The organism is Cobetia sp. BL01, from assembly GCF_056493605.1.
Genome location: NZ_JBVBEE010000003.1, coordinates 440,848 through 458,118, shown reverse-complemented (window position 1 = coordinate 458,118; position 17,271 = coordinate 440,848). Strand labels below are relative to the sequence as shown.

General features: G+C 62.4%; 15 protein-coding genes. 12 read left to right on the top strand and 3 right to left on the bottom strand.

What is annotated here, in order from left to right; all coding sequences use genetic code 11:
• Positions 1 to 6 precede the first annotated feature (6 nt).
• Complete coding sequence (gene ygfZ, locus ACZYGA_RS08290; protein ID WP_404627085.1) at positions 7 to 1,080, bottom strand: CAF17-like 4Fe-4S cluster assembly/insertion protein YgfZ; 1,074 nt, start codon at positions 1,078 to 1,080, stop codon at positions 7 to 9.
• 272 nt (positions 1,081 to 1,352) lie between these two features.
• On the opposite strand from ygfZ, the gene ACZYGA_RS08285 reads away from it, so the two are divergent.
• The 8 genes from ACZYGA_RS08285 to ACZYGA_RS08250 all read left to right on the top strand — a co-directional run bounded on the left by ACZYGA_RS08285 (position 1,353) and on the right by ACZYGA_RS08250 (position 10,017).
• Positions 1,353 to 1,544 carry a hypothetical protein gene (locus tag ACZYGA_RS08285; protein WP_077375895.1) on the top strand — a complete coding sequence of 64 codons (192 nt, stop codon included), beginning with the start codon at positions 1,353 to 1,355 and terminating at the stop codon, positions 1,542 to 1,544.
• Positions 1,545 to 1,606: 62 nt separating this feature from the next.
• The gene (locus ACZYGA_RS08280; RefSeq protein ID WP_404627083.1) at positions 1,607 to 2,041 is read left to right on the top strand and encodes an OsmC family protein; all 435 of its coding nucleotides are present in this window, start codon (positions 1,607 to 1,609) and stop codon (positions 2,039 to 2,041) included.
• Positions 2,042 to 2,115: 74 nt separating this feature from the next.
• The gene (gene uvrB / locus ACZYGA_RS08275; protein WP_077375901.1) at positions 2,116 to 4,143 is read left to right on the top strand and encodes an excinuclease ABC subunit UvrB; all 2,028 of its coding nucleotides are present in this window, start codon (positions 2,116 to 2,118) and stop codon (positions 4,141 to 4,143) included.
• A gap of 653 nt (positions 4,144 to 4,796) precedes the next feature.
• Complete coding sequence (locus ACZYGA_RS08270) at positions 4,797 to 5,897, top strand: branched-chain amino acid ABC transporter substrate-binding protein (RefSeq protein WP_371861074.1); 1,101 nt, start codon at positions 4,797 to 4,799, stop codon at positions 5,895 to 5,897.
• A gap of 260 nt (positions 5,898 to 6,157) precedes the next feature.
• Positions 6,158 to 7,078, top strand: coding sequence for a high-affinity branched-chain amino acid ABC transporter permease LivH (gene livH, locus ACZYGA_RS08265; RefSeq protein WP_043336883.1), 921 nt, complete (start codon positions 6,158 to 6,160; stop codon positions 7,076 to 7,078).
• Complete coding sequence (locus ACZYGA_RS08260) at positions 7,078 to 8,403, top strand: high-affinity branched-chain amino acid ABC transporter permease LivM (protein WP_077375907.1); 1,326 nt, start codon at positions 7,078 to 7,080, stop codon at positions 8,401 to 8,403. Before livH ends, ACZYGA_RS08260 begins: the two co-directional genes overlap by 1 nt.
• Positions 8,404 to 8,485: 82 nt before the next feature.
• Complete coding sequence (gene livG, locus ACZYGA_RS08255; RefSeq protein ID WP_479398905.1) at positions 8,486 to 9,241, top strand: high-affinity branched-chain amino acid ABC transporter ATP-binding protein LivG; 756 nt, start codon at positions 8,486 to 8,488, stop codon at positions 9,239 to 9,241.
• Positions 9,242 to 9,315: 74 nt separating this feature from the next.
• Positions 9,316 to 10,017 carry an ABC transporter ATP-binding protein gene (locus ACZYGA_RS08250; protein WP_084209692.1) on the top strand — a complete coding sequence of 234 codons (702 nt, stop codon included), beginning with the start codon at positions 9,316 to 9,318 and terminating at the stop codon, positions 10,015 to 10,017.
• 154 nt (positions 10,018 to 10,171) lie between these two features.
• Here the strand turns inward: ACZYGA_RS08250 and ACZYGA_RS08245 are convergent, their stop codons facing one another.
• Together ACZYGA_RS08245 and ACZYGA_RS08240 are read right to left on the bottom strand one after the other, a co-directional pair.
• Entirely contained in the window at positions 10,172 to 10,486 is a 315-nt protein-coding gene (locus ACZYGA_RS08245) for a hypothetical protein (protein ID WP_479398852.1), read from the bottom strand.
• A 253-nt stretch (positions 10,487 to 10,739) separates the two neighbouring features.
• Entirely contained in the window at positions 10,740 to 11,663 is a 924-nt protein-coding gene (locus tag ACZYGA_RS08240) for an N-acetylmuramoyl-L-alanine amidase (RefSeq protein ID WP_404627078.1), read from the bottom strand.
• A 301-nt stretch (positions 11,664 to 11,964) separates the two neighbouring features.
• On the opposite strand from ACZYGA_RS08240, the gene ACZYGA_RS08235 reads away from it, so the two are divergent.
• The 4 genes from ACZYGA_RS08235 to ACZYGA_RS08220 all read left to right on the top strand — a co-directional run bounded on the left by ACZYGA_RS08235 (position 11,965) and on the right by ACZYGA_RS08220 (position 17,224).
• A complete protein-coding gene (locus ACZYGA_RS08235; RefSeq protein WP_077375915.1) occupies positions 11,965 to 13,470 on the top strand; it encodes a fumarate hydratase in 1,506 nt (501 codons plus the stop codon).
• Between the two features lie 171 nt (positions 13,471 to 13,641).
• Positions 13,642 to 15,069, top strand: coding sequence for a cardiolipin synthase (gene cls, locus ACZYGA_RS08230; protein ID WP_077375918.1), 1,428 nt, complete (start codon positions 13,642 to 13,644; stop codon positions 15,067 to 15,069).
• A gap of 213 nt (positions 15,070 to 15,282) precedes the next feature.
• Positions 15,283 to 16,524 carry an S-methyl-5-thioribose kinase gene (gene mtnK, locus ACZYGA_RS08225; protein WP_479398851.1) on the top strand — a complete coding sequence of 414 codons (1,242 nt, stop codon included), beginning with the start codon at positions 15,283 to 15,285 and terminating at the stop codon, positions 16,522 to 16,524.
• Between the two features lie 160 nt (positions 16,525 to 16,684).
• Positions 16,685 to 17,224 (top strand): YaeQ family protein, encoded by a 540-nt coding sequence (locus tag ACZYGA_RS08220; RefSeq protein ID WP_479398850.1) that lies wholly within the window; start codon positions 16,685 to 16,687, stop codon positions 17,222 to 17,224.
• The last annotated feature ends 47 nt before the right edge of the window (positions 17,225 to 17,271 follow it).

Here is a 17,271-nt window from a genome sequence, read left to right as displayed (position 1 = left end):
TCAAGTTCATGCCTTGAGCTGTTCCGGGTCACGTCGTTCCAGCGGATAGGGCAGCGGGGCACGGTGCAAGGGCTCCCCAGTCTCGAGGGTCAGGGGGGCTTCCTCATCGCGCAGGCTCACCACCGCCAGCACTTCCAGGCTGCCATCGGCATTGTTGGCGACCCGCAGGATCTCACCCATGGCCTTGCCTTCTGGCGAGACCACCTTGCCGCCCGGCTGCGGCAGAGGAGTGACCGGCTCTGCCGTCAGGCGCTGCAGGCGCTTCTTGACCTGACCACGGAAGTGGGCGCGGGCCACGACTTCCTGACCGGTATAGCACCCCTTCTTGAAGCTGATGGCCGCCAGCGCTTCCAGGTTGAGCATCTGCGGCAGCCAGGCATCCGTCTGCTCCGAGTCCACCCACTGCAGGCCGGCACGAATGTCCTCGCGTGCCCAGTGATTCTCGTCACCGATGTTGATGCCGCCATCGAGCAGTGCACGGCTGAGTCGGGTCACCTGCGCATCAGAGCCGACCAGTACGCCTCGTACCGTCTCTGCCCCCGGCTGGCGTGCAAGCACGGCATCCGAGGTTGCCAGCATGGCAAAATCATGCGGGCCAAGCGCGGTGTGCTGTGAGGAGGCAGCGTCGGCCAGTTGCTCGGCCGCCCGGGTCAGGGTGGGCTCTCCCGTGAGCCCCACGACCACGCTATCCTCCCGGACCTCGAGACTCACCTTGTAGAAGGGCGCGAACTTGGCAAGGTGCGCGCGCAGGGGCTCCGCCGTGCCCGTCGGCATCAGCAGCCACAGGCAATCCTCGCTGAGACGCATCAGCTGGGCCATCGCCAGAATCCGCCCCTTGGGAGTGCAGAAGGCGGTCAGCGGAGCGAGTGAGCCATCCACCAGCGCAAGCTGCTGCGAGGTCTGGCCTTGGAGAAAGCGCTCACCATCCGCGCCATTGACCGCGAGTACCTCGAAGCAGGAGAGGGGCGTGAGACTCCCGGCGCCATCGGTCTCGGGGGCAAGCGGCGACTCGGGGGCAAGCTTGCCCTCCTGTGTCGCGTGAAAGCCGTGGGCTTGCATCAGGGTCTTGAAGTCAGTCATGTCGCGCTATCCTGTCGCAAAGGAGGGGTCCGCCGCAGGCGGTTCAATGCCTGAGAATTGCCAGCGGTACATTCGATGCAGGCATTGTCACGCGGCAGTGGTCAGCTGTCAGCCCCCGGCAGGGCAACACGGCATCTTTCGGGGGCATCCACTGGCATGAAAGCCTGAGACGACTCGCTGGCATGCATGGGGGAGCCCTCGTCAAACGTGGTATTCTTGGCGGTTTGATCGCGCCTGCGATCCTTTTTATCCAGCGAGACAGGAATCACGAGATGGCCAGCTTTTCCCTTACATTGATCGGTGTCGAGAGCGTCAAGGATGTCAACAAGGTCACCACTGCCTTGATGATGATGGACGGGGTCAAGGAGGCCGAGGTCGGGCGTGGCTTTGCCGAGGTCGAAGGGCAGGTGCGGTATGACGCCGTGGTCAAGACCGTCGAGAAGGCGGGTTACAAAGTGAAGTGAGCGCTCTGCTCGCCAGCAGGCTCGGATGCGTCTCGCGAGAGTCCACGACAAGGAGGTAGTGCATGAGCATCGAGGTGATTACCCGCAAGGCTGGCAGCTTCGTCCATCGGGTTCAGGTCGCGAGCTTCGAGGAACTGCTGGTGGATGTGCCCACCGTGGTGGGTGGCGAGGACAGTGCGCCGGACCCGCACGACTACTTTGATCTCTCGCTGGGTGCCTGCAAGTCGATCACCGTGTTGATGTATGCGCGGCGCAAGGGGCTGCCACTCGCGTCCATCGTGACCACGGTGGACCGTGATGACAGTGATGAGCGTCGCGCAGGTGAGAACGCGGAGTATCGTCTGAGCGTCAGCATGCACTTCCAGGCCGAGGATGGTGAGGAACTCGATGAGGCGACACGTCAGCGCCTGCTCGAGATTTCCGAGCGTTGCCCCATCCATCGACTGATGACCAGCACCCGGGTCAGTGTGACGAGTCGCGAGATATCACCCGAGTAGGGCGCGGTGTCCTTTCGCAAGTCTGGCCGCCACCGTCAGTTGAAGAGCGGCATGACCGCCACCATTGAGAGCGCATGAGCAAACCATTTCGCATCAATTCCAAGTTCAAGCCAGCCGGTGATCAACCGGCTGCCATCGAGAAGCTGATCACTGGCCTGGAAGCGGGTCTTGCGCATCAGACGCTTCTGGGTGTGACCGGCTCGGGCAAGACGTTCACCGTCGCCAACATCGTGGAGCGTCTGCAGCGCCCCGCGATCGTGATGGCGCCCAACAAGACGTTGGCAGCCCAGCTCTATGGCGAGTTCAAGTCGTTCTTCCCTGACAACGCCGTCGAGTACTTCGTCTCCTATTACGATTATTACCAGCCCGAAGCCTATGTCGCGTCCTCGGATACCTTCATCGAGAAGGACGCCTCGATCAACGACCACATCGAGCAGATGCGCCTGTCGGCGACCAAGGCGCTGCTGGAGCGGCGCGATGCGATCATCGTGGTCTCCGTCTCGGCGATCTACGGCCTGGGTGACCCGGATCAGTACCTGAAGATGCGTCTGCACTTCAATCGTGGTGAGCAGATCGACCAACGCGGTTTCCTCAGGCGCCTGGCGGAGCTGCAGTACACCCGCAACGACATGGATTTCCGGCGCGGTACCTATCGCGTGCGCGGCGACGTGATCGACATCTTCCCGGCGGACTCCGAGGAGCAGGCCGTGCGTGTCGAGCTGTTCGATGACGAGATCGACTCCATCCGCCTGTTCGATCCGCTGACTGGCGAAGTGGCCGAGTCGGTGCCGCGCATGACCATCTACCCCAAGAGCCACTACGTGACGCCGCGCGAGACCATCGTCGCCGCGGTCGATCACATCAAGGAAGAGCTGGTCGAGCGCCTCGATTACCTGCGCAAGCACGACAAGCTGGTCGAGGCGCAGCGTCTGGAGCAGCGTACCCTCTACGACATCGAGATGATGATGGAGCTGGGCTACTGCAACGGCATCGAGAACTACTCGCGCTATCTGTCCGGGCGTGACCCCGGCAATGCGCCGCCGACCTTCTTCGATTACCTGCCCAAGGACGCGCTGGTCTTCATCGACGAGTCCCACGTCAGCGTGCCTCAGGTCGGCGGGATGTATCGCGGTGACCGTTCACGCAAGGAGACGCTGGTCGAATACGGCTTCCGTCTGCCGTCGGCGCTGGACAATCGCCCGATGAAATTCGAGGAGTGGGAAAGCATCCTGCCGCAGACCGTCTTCGTCTCGGCGACGCCCGGTACCTATGAAGAAGAGCATGCCGGGCAGGTGGTGGAGCAGGTCGTCCGTCCCACGGGGCTGCTTGATCCGGTCATCGAGGTGCGCTCTGCCTCGACCCAGGTCGATGACGTGCTCTCCGAGATCAAGGCGCGCACCGAGGTCGGTGAGCGCGTTTTGATCACCACGCTGACCAAGCGCATGGCGGAAGACCTGACCGAGTATCTGGGAGAGCACGATGTTCGGGTGCGCTATCTGCACTCGGATATCGACACCGTCGAGCGCGTAGAGATCATCCGGGATCTGCGTCTTGGCAAGTTTGATGTGCTGGTCGGCATCAACCTGCTGCGTGAGGGCCTTGATATCCCGGAAGTCTCGCTGGTGGCGATCCTGGATTCCGACAAGGAGGGCTTTTTGCGCTCCGAGCGCTCCCTGATCCAGACCATCGGCCGTGCGGCGCGCAACGCCAACGGCAAGGCGATTCTGTATGGCGATCGCATCACCGATTCCATGCAGCGTGCGATAGCCGAGACGGAGCGCCGCCGTGAGAAGCAGATGGCCTTCAATGAAGAGCACGGCATTACGCCGCGTACCATCACCAAATCGGTGGCGGATATCATGGAAGGTGCCCAGGCACCGGGACGCAAGAGCAGTCGTCGCAAGGGCAACGAGCGACAGGTGGCGGAAGAGACGCCAGACTATGCGGCTCTGGCGGCTCAAGGCCCTCAGGCACTCGAGAAGGAAATCAGCCGGCTGGAAGATGCCATGTTCGCGGCGGCCAAGAATCTCGAATTCGAGGAAGCCGGTCGACTGCGCGATCAGATCAATGACGTGCGCAATCGCCTGCTCGCGCTGGGCTAACGCTACTCTCCATCCCCCAGCATTCGCGTTGCTAAAGGCATGACCCTGCGCGCCCGACGATGTCACCCATCGTCGGGCGCGTGGCGTTCAGGGCTGGCGGGTATCTGACGGGGAGGTGCCATCAGCAGGTTATCCCGTTATCTTGTCTATTGCGTCGCAGATCATCATATTGCAGCTCAGTGCATGGCTCAGGGGCAACCGGTTGCCTCGGGAGGGCGGCAGGATTGCTTTTCCTACAACCTTGGGCGTAGCCGGGGTGGGTGCAGCAATGCGACCTGATGGTGCAAGTGAAGAGGGAATTCCTGTCAACTGCGTCTTCACATACGCCAATGACTGGCTTTCATCGTCAATGCCAACGATTGTCTGGCCAGAATGGAAAGCGCAGTCTTTTTCGCTATTGGTAGGGCCTTGGCCTGCTTTCATGAGCGCTCAAACGGTCGCTTTACATGCGTATTCGCTGCTGCCAATAATGCTTTCAAGGCATTCCTGGCGTCGCGAGTCGCCTGCCTGATGGCTGGCGGCGGCGGACAAGGTCAGCGAATGACAGCGATTGTCGCCAGTCCTTTTCGGGCGGCGCAATGCTGCCGCAAGGCACCCGTCAGGTCTGCCCGGCCGTAGTACAACAATAATCGGGAACAGGAATTCTCATCATGATGCGCAGGTCTCTTCTCGCTCTCGGTATCGCCGCGGCGATGTCCACCCAGGCTCAGGCAGATATCACCATCGCCATGGCAGGCCCGGTCACGGGGCCGGTCGCCCAGTACGGTGACATGCAGTTCATCGGTGCCGAGATGGCCATCGAGCGGATCAATGCCGCCGGCGGCGTCGACGGCGAGATGCTCAAGGGCGTGAAATACGACGACGCCTGTGATCCCAAGCAGGCGGTGGCGGTCGCCAACCAGATCGTCAATGACGGCGTCCAGTACGTGATCGGCCACCTGTGCTCCAGCGCGACGCAACCGGCCTCGGACATCTACGCCGAGGAAGGCGTGATGATGATCACGGCGGCGTCCACCAGCCCGACCATCACCGAGCAGGGCTATGAGCTGGTCTTCCGCACCATCGGCCTGGACTCGCTGCAGGGGCCGGTTGCGGGGCGCTATATCGCCGAGACGATCAAGCCCAAGCACATGGCCGTGATCCACGACAAGCAGCAGTACGGGGAAGGTATCGCCACCGGCGTGCGCGATACCGTCGAGGAAGCGGGTATCGATGTGGTGCTGTTCGAGGGCATCACGGCGGGTGACAAGGATTTCTCGGCGCTGATCTCCAAGCTCAAGAAGGAAAACGTCGACTTCGTCTACTACGGTGGCTATCACCCGGAGCTGGGCCTCTTGCTGCGTCAGTCACGTGAGCTGGGCTTCGACGCGCCCTTCATGGGGCCGGAAGGGGTCGGGAATCCGGACATTTCCAAGATTGCCGGCCAGGCCTCGGAAGGCCTGTACGTGACACTGCCGCCGGCCTTCGAGAATGACCCGAAGAACGCGGATCTGGTCGCGGCCTTCAAGGACAAGGAGCAGGACCCTTCCGGTCCGTTCGTCATGCCGGCCTACACCGCAGTGGAGCTGATCGCCGATGGCATCAAGGGCGCCGATTCCACCGACCCCTATGATGTCGCCGAATACCTCAAGGCCAACAGCTTCGACACGCCCATCGGCAAGGTCGAATACGATGAGAAGGGCGATCTGAAGGACTTCAACTTCGTCGTCTACAACTGGCACGCCGACGGTACCAAGAGCGAAGCGGCACATTGATCAGCAGCACGTTGATCAACGGTACATTGATCAGCGGCTGATATCAGCACTCGCTGCGGCCTCGTGACCTGTCATGAGGCTCGGCGGATCAATGCCGACACGCTGTCCCGTCATGCCGCTTGGCATGGCGGGCCTCTCCGTTCGGTCGAGTTCATGGCGATGCAACATCGCCGTGCCTTCCCGTCGTCGTCGCGCATGCGGCATTTCCCTGACAGTCTCCGGCCACAAGCCGAACACTGTCGCGGCCAAGGGTCGTTTCAATGGAAGACATCCTCTACTTCCTGCAGCAGGTCATCAATGGCCTGACCATCGGCAGTACCTATGCCTTGATCGCCATCGGCTACACGATGGTCTACGGCATCATCGGCATGATCAATTTCGCCCACGGCGAGATCTACATGATCGGCACCTACGTGACCTTCATCGTCATCGCGGCGCTGGGCATGCTGGGCATCGCCAACCCCTTCTTTCTGATGGCGGCCGCCTTGCTGGTGGCGGTGCTGGTGTCCTGTGCCTACGGTTTCGCCGTGGAGCGGGTGGCCTATCGCCCGGTGCGAGGCTCCAAGCGTCTGATCGCGCTGATCTCGGCGATCGGCATGTCGATCTTCCTGCAGAATTACATGCGTCTGGCCCAGGGCTCGCGGGACATGGCGATCTCCAGCCTGATTCCGGGCGGCTGGGAGTTCGGGCTGGAAAGCTTCGCGGTCAATCTGTCCTACATGCAGGTGATCATCTTCAGCGTCACGCTGGTGTGCATGCTGCTGCTGTCGTCCTTCATCTCGCGCTCGCGCCTGGGGCGTGCCTGTCGTGCCTGCTCCCAGGATGCCGGCATGGCGCGTCTGCTGGGCATCAATACCGACATGATCATCTCGATGACCTTCGTGATCGGGGCGGCGCTTGCCGCTGTGGCGGGACTGCTGCTCGGCATGTACTACGGCGTGGTCAATCCCTACATCGGCTTCCTGGCCGGGCTCAAGGCGTTCACGGCGGCGGTGCTCGGCGGTATCGGCAGTATCCCCGGCGCGATGCTGGGTGGCCTGCTGCTGGGCGTCGCGGAGGCGCTGACCGGCGGCTATCTGTCCACGGAATACAAGGACGTGGTGGCCTTCGGACTGCTGATCCTGATTCTGCTGTTCCGTCCCTCCGGGATTCTCGGCAAGCCCGAAGTGGAGAAAATCTGATGCCCAAGCTTGCGAAACAGACTCTGAAGACAGCGGGCACCTCGCCCGCCGAGACGATTCCGCCACAGCCCTCCTATCGTCGTCCCTGGTGGTCGGCACTTGCGGCCGCCGTGTTGACTCTCGTGCTGGGTGGCTCGGTACTGGGGGTTCAGCTCGAGTCCACCGGTATCACCACCACGGTGCGCTTGATGGGCATGGACACCTGGGGCTGGTTGCTGGCCGCGTCACTGGCCGTCTTCCTGCACCAGCTGGTGCGTCCACAGATCGAGGAATGGCGTGCGCGTACCCGCAAGCCATCACGTTTCCGCGTCCCCGACGTGATGAGCGGTCAGAAGCGTCAGCTGTGGATCATGCTGGCCATCGGTGCGCTGCTGATCTTCCCGTTTCTGTCCAACCGCTCGGCGGTGGATCTCGCGACCCTGACGCTGATCTACATCATGCTGGGCCTGGGGCTAAACGTGGTGGTGGGTCTCGCGGGACTGTTGGATCTCGGTTACGTGGGCTTCTATGCGGTCGGTGCCTATACCTACGCACTGCTCAATAGCTACCTGGGCTTCAGCTTCTGGGAAGCGCTGCCCATCGCGGGGTTGATGACGGCGCTGTTCGGCTATCTGCTCGGCTTCCCCGTGCTGCGGCTGCGGGGTGACTACCTGGCCATCGTGACGCTGGGCTTCGGCGAGATCATCCGTATCCTGCTCAACAACTGGACGGAGCTGACCGGCGGCCCGAATGGCATCGCGCGCATACCCAAGCCGACCTTCTTCAATCTCGAGTTCTCGCGGCGAGCCGATGAGGGCAACATCGCCTTCCATGAGTTCTTCGGCATCGACTACGACCCGGCCTTCAAGGTCATCTATCTGTACCTGCTGGCCTTGATCCTGGTGCTGATCACGCTGTTCGTGATCTATCGGCTGCTGCGCATGCCCATCGGGCGGGCGTGGGAGGCGCTGCGCGAGGATGACATCGCCTGCCGTTCACTGGGCATGAATCCCACCGGCATCAAGCTCTCGGCCTTCACGATCGGGGCGAGTTTCGCGGGCTTCGCCGGTGCCTTCTTCGCCGCGCGTCAGGGCTTCATCAGTCCCGAGTCATTCACCTTCATCGAGTCGGCGATCATTCTCGCCATCGTGGTGCTGGGCGGAATGGGCTCGCAGCTGGGCGTCATCCTGGCGGCGATCGCCATGACGCTGTTGCCGGAGCTGGCCCGTGAGTTCAATGAATATCGCATGTTGCTGTTCGGGCTGATGATGGTGCTGATGATGGTGTGGCGTCCTCAAGGCCTGGTGCCGCTCAAACGACCGCAGATGGAGCTCGACCGTGGCTGACGCACATGACAAGCAAGCATTCGACAATGAGGCGCCAGCCGCTTCCTCACACCGCCAGGCGCGCGCCGAGGGCCGGGCACCGCTGCTGGATGTACGTGATCTCACCATGCAGTTCGGTGGCCTCAAGGCCGTGGACGGCGTGACGCTTCAGGTACATCCGGGCGAGGTGGTGTCGGTCATCGGGCCGAATGGTGCGGGCAAGACCACCGTCTTCAACTGCATTTCCGGCTTCTATCAGCCCACCGGCGGCGAGGTGTATTTCCAGAATCGCGCCATGCATCGCCTGCCGGGGTACCGGATCGCCCAGGCTGGCATGGTACGCACCTTCCAGAACGTGCGGCTGTTCAAGGAGATGACGGTCATCGAGAACCTGCTGGTGGCGCAGCACATGCACGCCGAACGCAATCTCCTCAAGGGCCTGTTCAAGACGCCGGGCTATCGTCGCAGTGAAAAGGCGCTGATGCAGCATGCCGGTGACTGGCTGGAGCGTGTCGGTCTGCTCGAATTCGCCAATCGCGAGGCCGGCAATCTGGCCTATGGGCAGCAGCGGCGACTCGAGATCGCGCGATGCATGGTGGCCAGGCCACGGCTGCTGATGCTGGATGAGCCGGCGGCCGGCCTCAACCCCAACGAGACCCGGGATCTCGATGATCTGATCGTCAGCCTGACCCGCGATGAGGGCATCTCGGTGCTGTTGATCGAGCACGACATGAGTCTGGTGATGGGAATCTCGGATCACATCTACGTGGTCAATCAGGGTCAGCCGCTGGCGGATGGCTGCCCGGATGACATTCGACTCAACGATGCCGTGATCAAGGCCTATCTGGGGGAGGAATGAGCATGAGTGAGCATGTTGATGCAGTCATGCCAGAGACCGTGCCTGCCAGCGAGGCACTCGCGCCGCAGGATGCCATGCTGGCGCTCGAGCATCTGACGACACATTACGGGCCGGTGCAGGCGCTCAATGATGTTTCGCTGGCTGTAGGGCAGGGCGAGATCGTGACGTTGATCGGTGCTAACGGCGCCGGCAAGACGACGCTTTTAATGTCAATCTGTGGCGATCCGCGTCCGACCAGCGGGCGGGTGTGGTTCGAGGGCGAGGAGATCACCGGCACACCCACGGCGCGCGTGATGCGCGGTGGGCTGTCGGTGGTGCCCGAAGGTCGCCGCATCTTCACCGGCATGACGGTGGAGGAGAATCTCGCCATGGGCGGCTATTACCAGAGCAAGGAGGAGAACGAACGCAGCATCGAGCATGTGCTGGGGCTCTTCCCGCGCCTCAAGGAGCGCTTTCATCAGCGCGGCGGCACCATGTCCGGTGGCGAGCAGCAGATGCTGGCTATCGGGCGTGCCCTGATGAGTCGGCCGCGGCTGCTGTTGCTCGATGAGCCATCGCTGGGGCTGGCACCCATCGTGATCGGGCAGATCTTCGAGATCGTCGAGCAGCTGCGCGAGCAGGGCACCACCATCTTCCTGGTGGAGCAGAATGCGCATCGCGCCCTGTCGATCGCCGATCGCGGTTATGTGCTGGAACACGGTCGCGTGGTGCTGGCGGACAGCGGCAAGGCGCTGCTGGCCAATGACGAGGTCCGCCGCGCCTATCTTGGCGGCTGAGAGGTCTGGCACGTGATTCGCTGTCGCGTCTCACCGGAGGAAGGCAATGCAACAGAACGCGCCCCTGTCACTGAACTTTCGGTGGCAGGGGCGCTTTCTTGAGGACGCGATGCAGGGTGCGAGCCAGGGGGCGGGTAAAAGTGGCGTGAATGGCTTACGCCGAGAGAGGTGTCACGAATTCTTCCGGAGCATAGGCGACGCCGTCATGGATACGATAATGATCGGTAGGGCCGGAGACCTGGCAATTGCTGACGCAGGCCTGGCTGGCGGGAAGCTGGCGCAGCGGATAGCGCACACCGGATTGACACAGTTCCAGCATCTTCTTGAGCGCGCTGCGTTCACAGTAGCCACACAGGCACTCGAGGGCGTTGTCGAGGCAGTCCTCTTCGCTCATGCCTGCCCCATAGATGCGCTTGTCATCACAGACGACGAATCCGAGCGCGCCGGGGGATATGGCGGGTGTTGTCATGTCTGCTGCCGTATCAGGTACTGCACTGAGAATGTTATCAGCCATGATGAACCTCATTGGAATGGGGATTCCGGCGTCTCCTCGCCAGTCGCAAGCGTGTGGATCCATGACCCTCTCTGGTCATGTCTGTACCCAGAGTAGACGGCCGTTGGCAAAGTGCCATGCAACACCGCTCCAAGTGTCAGGGGTGGTGTCGATGCTGCGGCAGCAATGTGACAGATGAATGACGATTGGATGACGGAAATTCCCCGGTTCACCGGGCCTGACAGGGCGTCGATTGGCGATAGCGCATGTTGAGGGCCAGCAGGATCGCGGCGCTTTCCGCATCAAACTGGCCACTGATGGCCCCGGGGCGAAAGTGCGCCTGGAACGCGGCGATCGCCATCCAGGGCCGCTCGGCCTCCACTGGATAACCATAGTGGGCGAGTGCCGCGATCAAGGTCTTCTCCGCGGGCAGTCCATCGCTGGCCATCTGTCGTCGAAAACAGCTGACGTCGGCATCCCGTGGCCAGGCCCCGATGCCGGCTTCATGCAGACGGCGCCAGGGGAAGCGCGGGCCCGGGTCGGTCTTGCGGTCCGGGGCGATGTCGGAGTGTCCGACGACATCCACCGCCTTGATGTCATGGCGGCGCACAATGGGGGAGGCCAGCGCGATCAAGGCCGCGATCTGCTGTTCATTCCAGGCCGCGAAGTGGCGATCAGGGGACCAGCGCCTTGCCACGCCGGAAGCTCGGGTCTCCGTCTGCCCGGGTGCCAGGGGCGTGAGCGCCTCGGGCCCGGCATTGACCATCTCGATGCCGATGGAGGTGTCGTTGAGGTGGCCGCGTTCACCCCACTGGCTGATGCCGGCGTGCCAGGCGCGGCGGTTCTCTGACACCAGCGGGTAAACGCGGGGAAGCGCTTCGCCATCTGCAGGTGCCGAGAGCAGGTAATGCGCGCTGACGTCAGCGCCGGTGAGGCTGATCAGAGAGCCTGTGAGATCATCATCGGTGTAATGCAGTACCAGGTGGCGCACGCGAGAATTGCTTTGACTCTCGGTGCTGGCCTCCATCCGCTGATAGCTCCCCGAGGCCTCGTCAGTGTCCGACCGGGAATGCTGCATGCAGCCCGACAGCAGCGTCAGCGAGGCTATCGTCAAGCAGGTGAGAGGGCGAAACGCATTGAAGCCTGATGTCATGAGTCGCTCGTGAGGGGAAGTGGCAGTGAAGAGGTGGCAGTGAATCGGGGGTCATCGCGCGGGGCATGATGGCAGTCTCCACGCCCGTCATTTGCGCTGGATGGGCTGGGATGTCCTGACATGCGGGTTGCAGGATTCGCTCTGCCGCCGCGTGCTCGCTTGAGGTATAATCCCGGCCACCTGACCCGGCGCCCGGCCCATGGTGGCGCGATTTCTGTCCCTGACAACAGTAATCGGCCTGACGCCCTGGGCGCCAGTGTGCCTGTCTTTTCCATCGCTTGCCCTTGAGGAGCCGATCCTGATGACCGTGATCCGCCAGGATGACCTGATCCAGAGCGTCGCCGACGCGCTGCAGTACATCTCCTACTACCATCCGAAGGACTTCATCGACGCCATGAACGCGGCGTACGAGCGTGAAGAGAATCCGGCCGCCAAGGATGCCATCGCGCAGATTCTGATCAACTCCCGGATGTGTGCCCTGGGTCATCGTCCCATCTGTCAGGACACCGGTATCGTCACCGTTTTCGTCCATGTCGGCATGAACGTGCGTTTCGAGGCCGAGATGAGCCTGGATGACATGGTCAACGAAGGCGTCCGCCGCGCCTATCTGCTGCCGGACAACGTGCTGCGCGCCTCCGTGCTGGCAGACCCGGACGGCAAGCGTGCCAACACCAAGGACAACACGCCGGCCATCATCCACCACAAGCTGGTGCCGGGGGATACCGTCGAGATCCACGTCGCGGCCAAGGGCGGCGGCAGCGAAGCCAAGTCCAAGTTCGCGATGCTCAACCCCTCCGACTCCGTGGTCGACTGGGTGCTGGAACAGATTCCGAAGATGGGCGCTGGCTGGTGTCCGCCCGGCATGCTGGGCATCGGCATCGGCGGTACCGCCGAGAAGGCGATGCAGCTGGCCAAGGAATCCCTGCTCGAGCCGATCGATATCCAGGAACTGCAGAAGCGTGGTGCCTCCAACCGCGCCGAAGAGATCCGTCTCGAGCTGTTCGAGAAGGTCAACGCGACGGGTGTCGGCGCACAGGGCCTCGGCGGTCTGACCACCGTGCTCGACATCAAGGTCATGGATTACCCGACCCACGCGGCCAACAAGCCGGTGGCGATCATCCCGAACTGCGCGGCGACCCGTCACGTGCACTTCACTCTGGATGGCAGCGGCGCGGCAGAGCTGCCGGCACCCAAGCTCGAGGACTGGCCGGAAATCACCCGTGAAGCGGGCGACAGCGTCAAGCGCGTCAACCTCGACACAGTGACGCCCGAGGAAGTGCAGAGCTGGCAGCCGGGCGACACCCTGCTGCTCAACGGCAAGCTGCTGACCGGCCGTGATGCGGCCCACAAGCGCATGACCGAGATGCTGGCACGGGGTGAGCAGCTGCCGGTGGATCTGAAAGGTCGCTTCATCTACTACGTCGGCCCGGTCGATCCGATCCGTGACGAAGTCGTCGGTCCGGCTGGCCCGACCACCGCGACCCGCATGGACAAGTTCACGCGTACGCTGCTGGAAGAGACCGGCCTGTTGGGCATGGTCGGCAAGGCCGAGCGTGGCCCGACCGCGATCGACGCCATCCGTGACAACAAGTCCAGCTACCTGATGGCGGTCGGCGGCGCCGCCTACCTGGTCGCCCAGGCGATCAAGAAGTCCCGCGTGCTGGCGTTTGAAGACCTGGGGATGGAAGCGATCTACGAATTCGAGGTCGAGGACATGCCGGTCACCGTGGCGGTCGATAGTGCAGGTGTCTCCGTGCACCAGACCGGCCCGGCCAAGTGGAAGGAAATCATCGCCAGCCGCGCCTGAAGGCCGTCTGCGTGATGTGCACGTCATGTCCGTGAGGGCATGAGCCAGGAACCCCGCCCGTGTCATGACATCGGCGGGGTTCTGCGCATCTGGACTCTGCCACGCCGAGGCATCGTTGCCAGCGCAGCTGTGGCATAATCTGGCGACCCTGACGCCTGCAATGGAGCTGCAATGACCGCCTGGTTACTTGGCTTTCTGCTGTTGAGCAGTCACATTCTGGGTGCGATGACCGCCGTCATGGCCCTGATGTCCAGTCGTACCTCACAGGGTGCGATTGCCTGGATTCTGTGTCTGCTGACCTTCCCCTACGTCGCCCTGCCGCTTTACTGGGTATTCGGGCGTCCCCGTTTCTATGGCTATGTCAGTGCCCGCGAGGAGCGTGACTCGACGATGCGACGCGTCTTGATGCGTTTTCGTCCCAAACTCTCCCCCTGGCTCTCGCGTCCGCTGGGCGGCAACCCCACGCACCTGGATGCCATCGAACGTCTGGCGATGATGCCGGTGACCACCGGCAATCGCGCCAAGCTGTTGATCAATGGCGAGGAGACGTTCGATGCCCTGTTCGCGGCCATCAAGGCGGCCGAGGATTACATCCTCATCCAGTTCTTCATCGTGCGGAATGATGAGCTCGGTGTACGGCTCAAGCAGGCTCTGATGAAGCGTGCCGAACGTGGCGTGCGGGTCTGTTTCCTGTATGACGAGATCGGCTCGCGCAAGCTGCCGGATGGGTACCTCAATGATCTGCTGGAATCCGGCTGCGAGGTGAGTGCCTTCAACTCTTCGCGGGGCTGGCGGCACCGCTTCCAGATCAACTTCCGCAATCACCGCAAGATCACCGTCATCGACGGTCGAGTGGGCTTTGTCGGCGGACTGAATGTGGGCAATGAGTATCTGGGCCATTCCGAACGCTACGGCGCCTGGCGCGATACTCACCTCAAGTTGGAAGGACCCAGCGTGATGGGGCTGCAGGAGGCCTTCTGGGAGGACTGGCACTGGGCGACTGGCGAGGTGCTGTCGCTGGAGTGGGAGCCGCGCATCAGCTGTGAAGAATGTCAGCACGTGGTGATCGTGCCTTCCGGCCCGGCGGACCGTCGCGAGACAGCCAGTCTGCTGGTTCAGCAGGCCATCCACTCCTCGGTCAGCCGCATCTGGATCACCAGCCCCTATTTCGTGCCGGACCAGGGCGTGCAGGATGCCTTGAAGCTGGCAGCGCTGAGAGGCGTGGATGTGCGGGTGATGATCCCCGAACGTCCCGATCATCTGCTGGTGTTCCTGTCGGCCTTCTCGTTCCTCTCCGACATGATTCGCTCGGGCGTGCGCGTCTTCCGCTATCAGCCGGGCTTTCTGCATCAGAAGGTGATGCTGATGGACAGTCACACGGCGACCATCGGGACGGTCAACCTCGACAATCGCTCCTTCCGTCTGAACTTCGAGGTCACGGCCTTCGTGCCGGATCACCAGTTCGCGGCAGAGGTGGAGGCCATGCTCGAGGAGGACTTCCGTCATTGTCGCGAGATCAGCTGCGAGGAGCTGGAGGCGCGGCCCATGTGGCGCAAGCTGGTGTCGCGGGCGGCCTATCTGCTGGCCCCGATCCAGTGACCCCGCGCACTGCATGAACCTGCCGCCTGCCGAGTTGAACGAAACTCACTCGGCAGGTCTTGTCATTCGTGGCCATTACAGGCATCTTCTCGCTATAACTGATCGCCTGTTTATTTCTTTTTGGAATAAACTGAGAGCCTGGATGCTTCTCTCGCCATGCATTGGAGAGGGCACCCAGGACGGCGGCTTCATGATTCCGCGCTGAGACCTGCCATGACCGTTCAAGACCCTCACGCCAGCCAGGCACCTTCCATCGAGTATCAATTCCGGGATGACGCCGATGTCATTGCCTTCGCACGCCAGCATGTCGGCGATCAGTTGCCTGCCTTCACTATGGCCAGTGAGCTTCAGGTCGAGGAGATCGGCGATGGCAACATCAACTATGTCTATCGCGTCTGCACGCCGGACCGCTCAACCTCGGTGATCGTCAAGCAGGGACTGCCTTGGGTGCGCATCATCGGCGAAAGCTGGCCGCTGTTGCTGGTGCGGGTGCGCATCGAGGCCGAGACGCTGCAGTTCGAGGCCGATTGCGCGCCTGAGCTGGTGCCGGCGCTCTATCACTTCGAGCAAGCCCGCTCGGCGATCGTGATGGAAGATATCGGCGATCACCGCAATCTGCGACACGCCTTCCTGGAGCGTGCGTCACTGCCGCAGCTGGGTCAGCAGATGGGGCATTTTCTGGCCACGACGCTCTATCGCAGCAGTGATCTGGCACTCGATGCCCACGACAAGAAGGCGCGCGTCGCACGCTTCACCAATCCCGATCAATGCAAGATCACCGAAGACCTGTTCTTCGTGGACCCTTTCTGCGATCACGAGCGCAACAGCATCAATCCGGCGCTGCGCAGCGATGCCGAAGCCCTGTGGCAGGACGCGGCACTCAAAGTGGAAGTGGCGGAGCTCAAGCAGCGCTTCCTGTCCACACCCGAGGCGCTGCTGCATGGCGACCTGCATGCGGGATCGATCTTCGTGCGTGAAGACAGCACCAAGGTCATCGACCCGGAATTCGGCTTCTTCGGTCCGGCGGGCTTCGATATCGGCAGCTGGCTGGCGGCGCTGTGGCTGGCAGCCTGCGCGCATACCGAACTCGAGGGCGACAGGCGTGACTACGTGGCGCAGTTGCGTGCCCAGGCGGTCGCCAGTTGGGAAAGCTTTGCCCGCGAGTATCGTGAGCAGGCCGCCCACACGTCGGATGCTAGCTTCGCGGCACCCGGGGTGGCGGAACGATTGCTGAGCCGTATCCTGCGTGATGCGTTGGGTTATGCGGGCTGTGAGTTGATTCGTCGCACCATCGGGCTTGCGCACGTGCTGGAGCTTGAGTCGATCAACGATGATGCCGTGCGGGCGCGTGCCGAGCGCCGTGCTCTGGCACTCGGGCGTGAGCTCATCCTTGCGCGTGAGTCGCTGGAAGACCTCGCGGCGGCGGATGGCGTGGTCGCACGTCTGCTGGGGTGAGGCATGCAGCGTCAGGGCTTTGACGCTCGTCGCAAGCGTTGCGGCGCCGGCTAGGGTAGACTCTGCGCTTTCATCGCCACGCAGACAGGCTTGTCTTGGCTGCGTGGGTCGCTGGCGGGAGATGTCCTGCCGAGCATCCGCTTTTCAATAAGAGACTTTCATGGCCCTGTCTTCCACGCCTTACAAGGTTGATCTCTCGCTGACCGACCTTGATCGTGGTGTCTACGAGACCCTGCGTTTTACCGTTGCCCGTCACCCCTCTGAAACCGAGCTGCGTCTGTGTGTTCGCCTGTTGGGCCATGCGCTGTGGTACAGCGAGAACATCGCATTCGGGCGTGGTCTGTCGGACGTCGATGAACCGGCGCTGTGGGAGAAGAGCCTGGATGGCCGCGTGCTGCACTGGATCGAGGTGGGCCAGCCGGATGCCGAGCGCCTGACCTGGTGTTCACGGCGCACCGAGCGCACCTCGCTGCTCGCCTACGGTAGCCTGCGCGTCTGGGAAACCAAGGTGGTGCCGGCAGTGGCTGGACTGTCCAATCTGAGCATTGCCGCGGTTCCTGAGGGCGCACTGGGCGCCATCACCGAATCCCTGCCACGCAACATCAAGTGGACCATGATGATCTCCGAGGGCACCATCTTCATCACCGATGACAATGGTCAGCACGAGATCAATCTGGAGTGGCTGAAAGGGGAGCGCTGAGGGACATGCCGTTCGCGGCATTGGCTGACTGCCCCTGAACCTTCAGG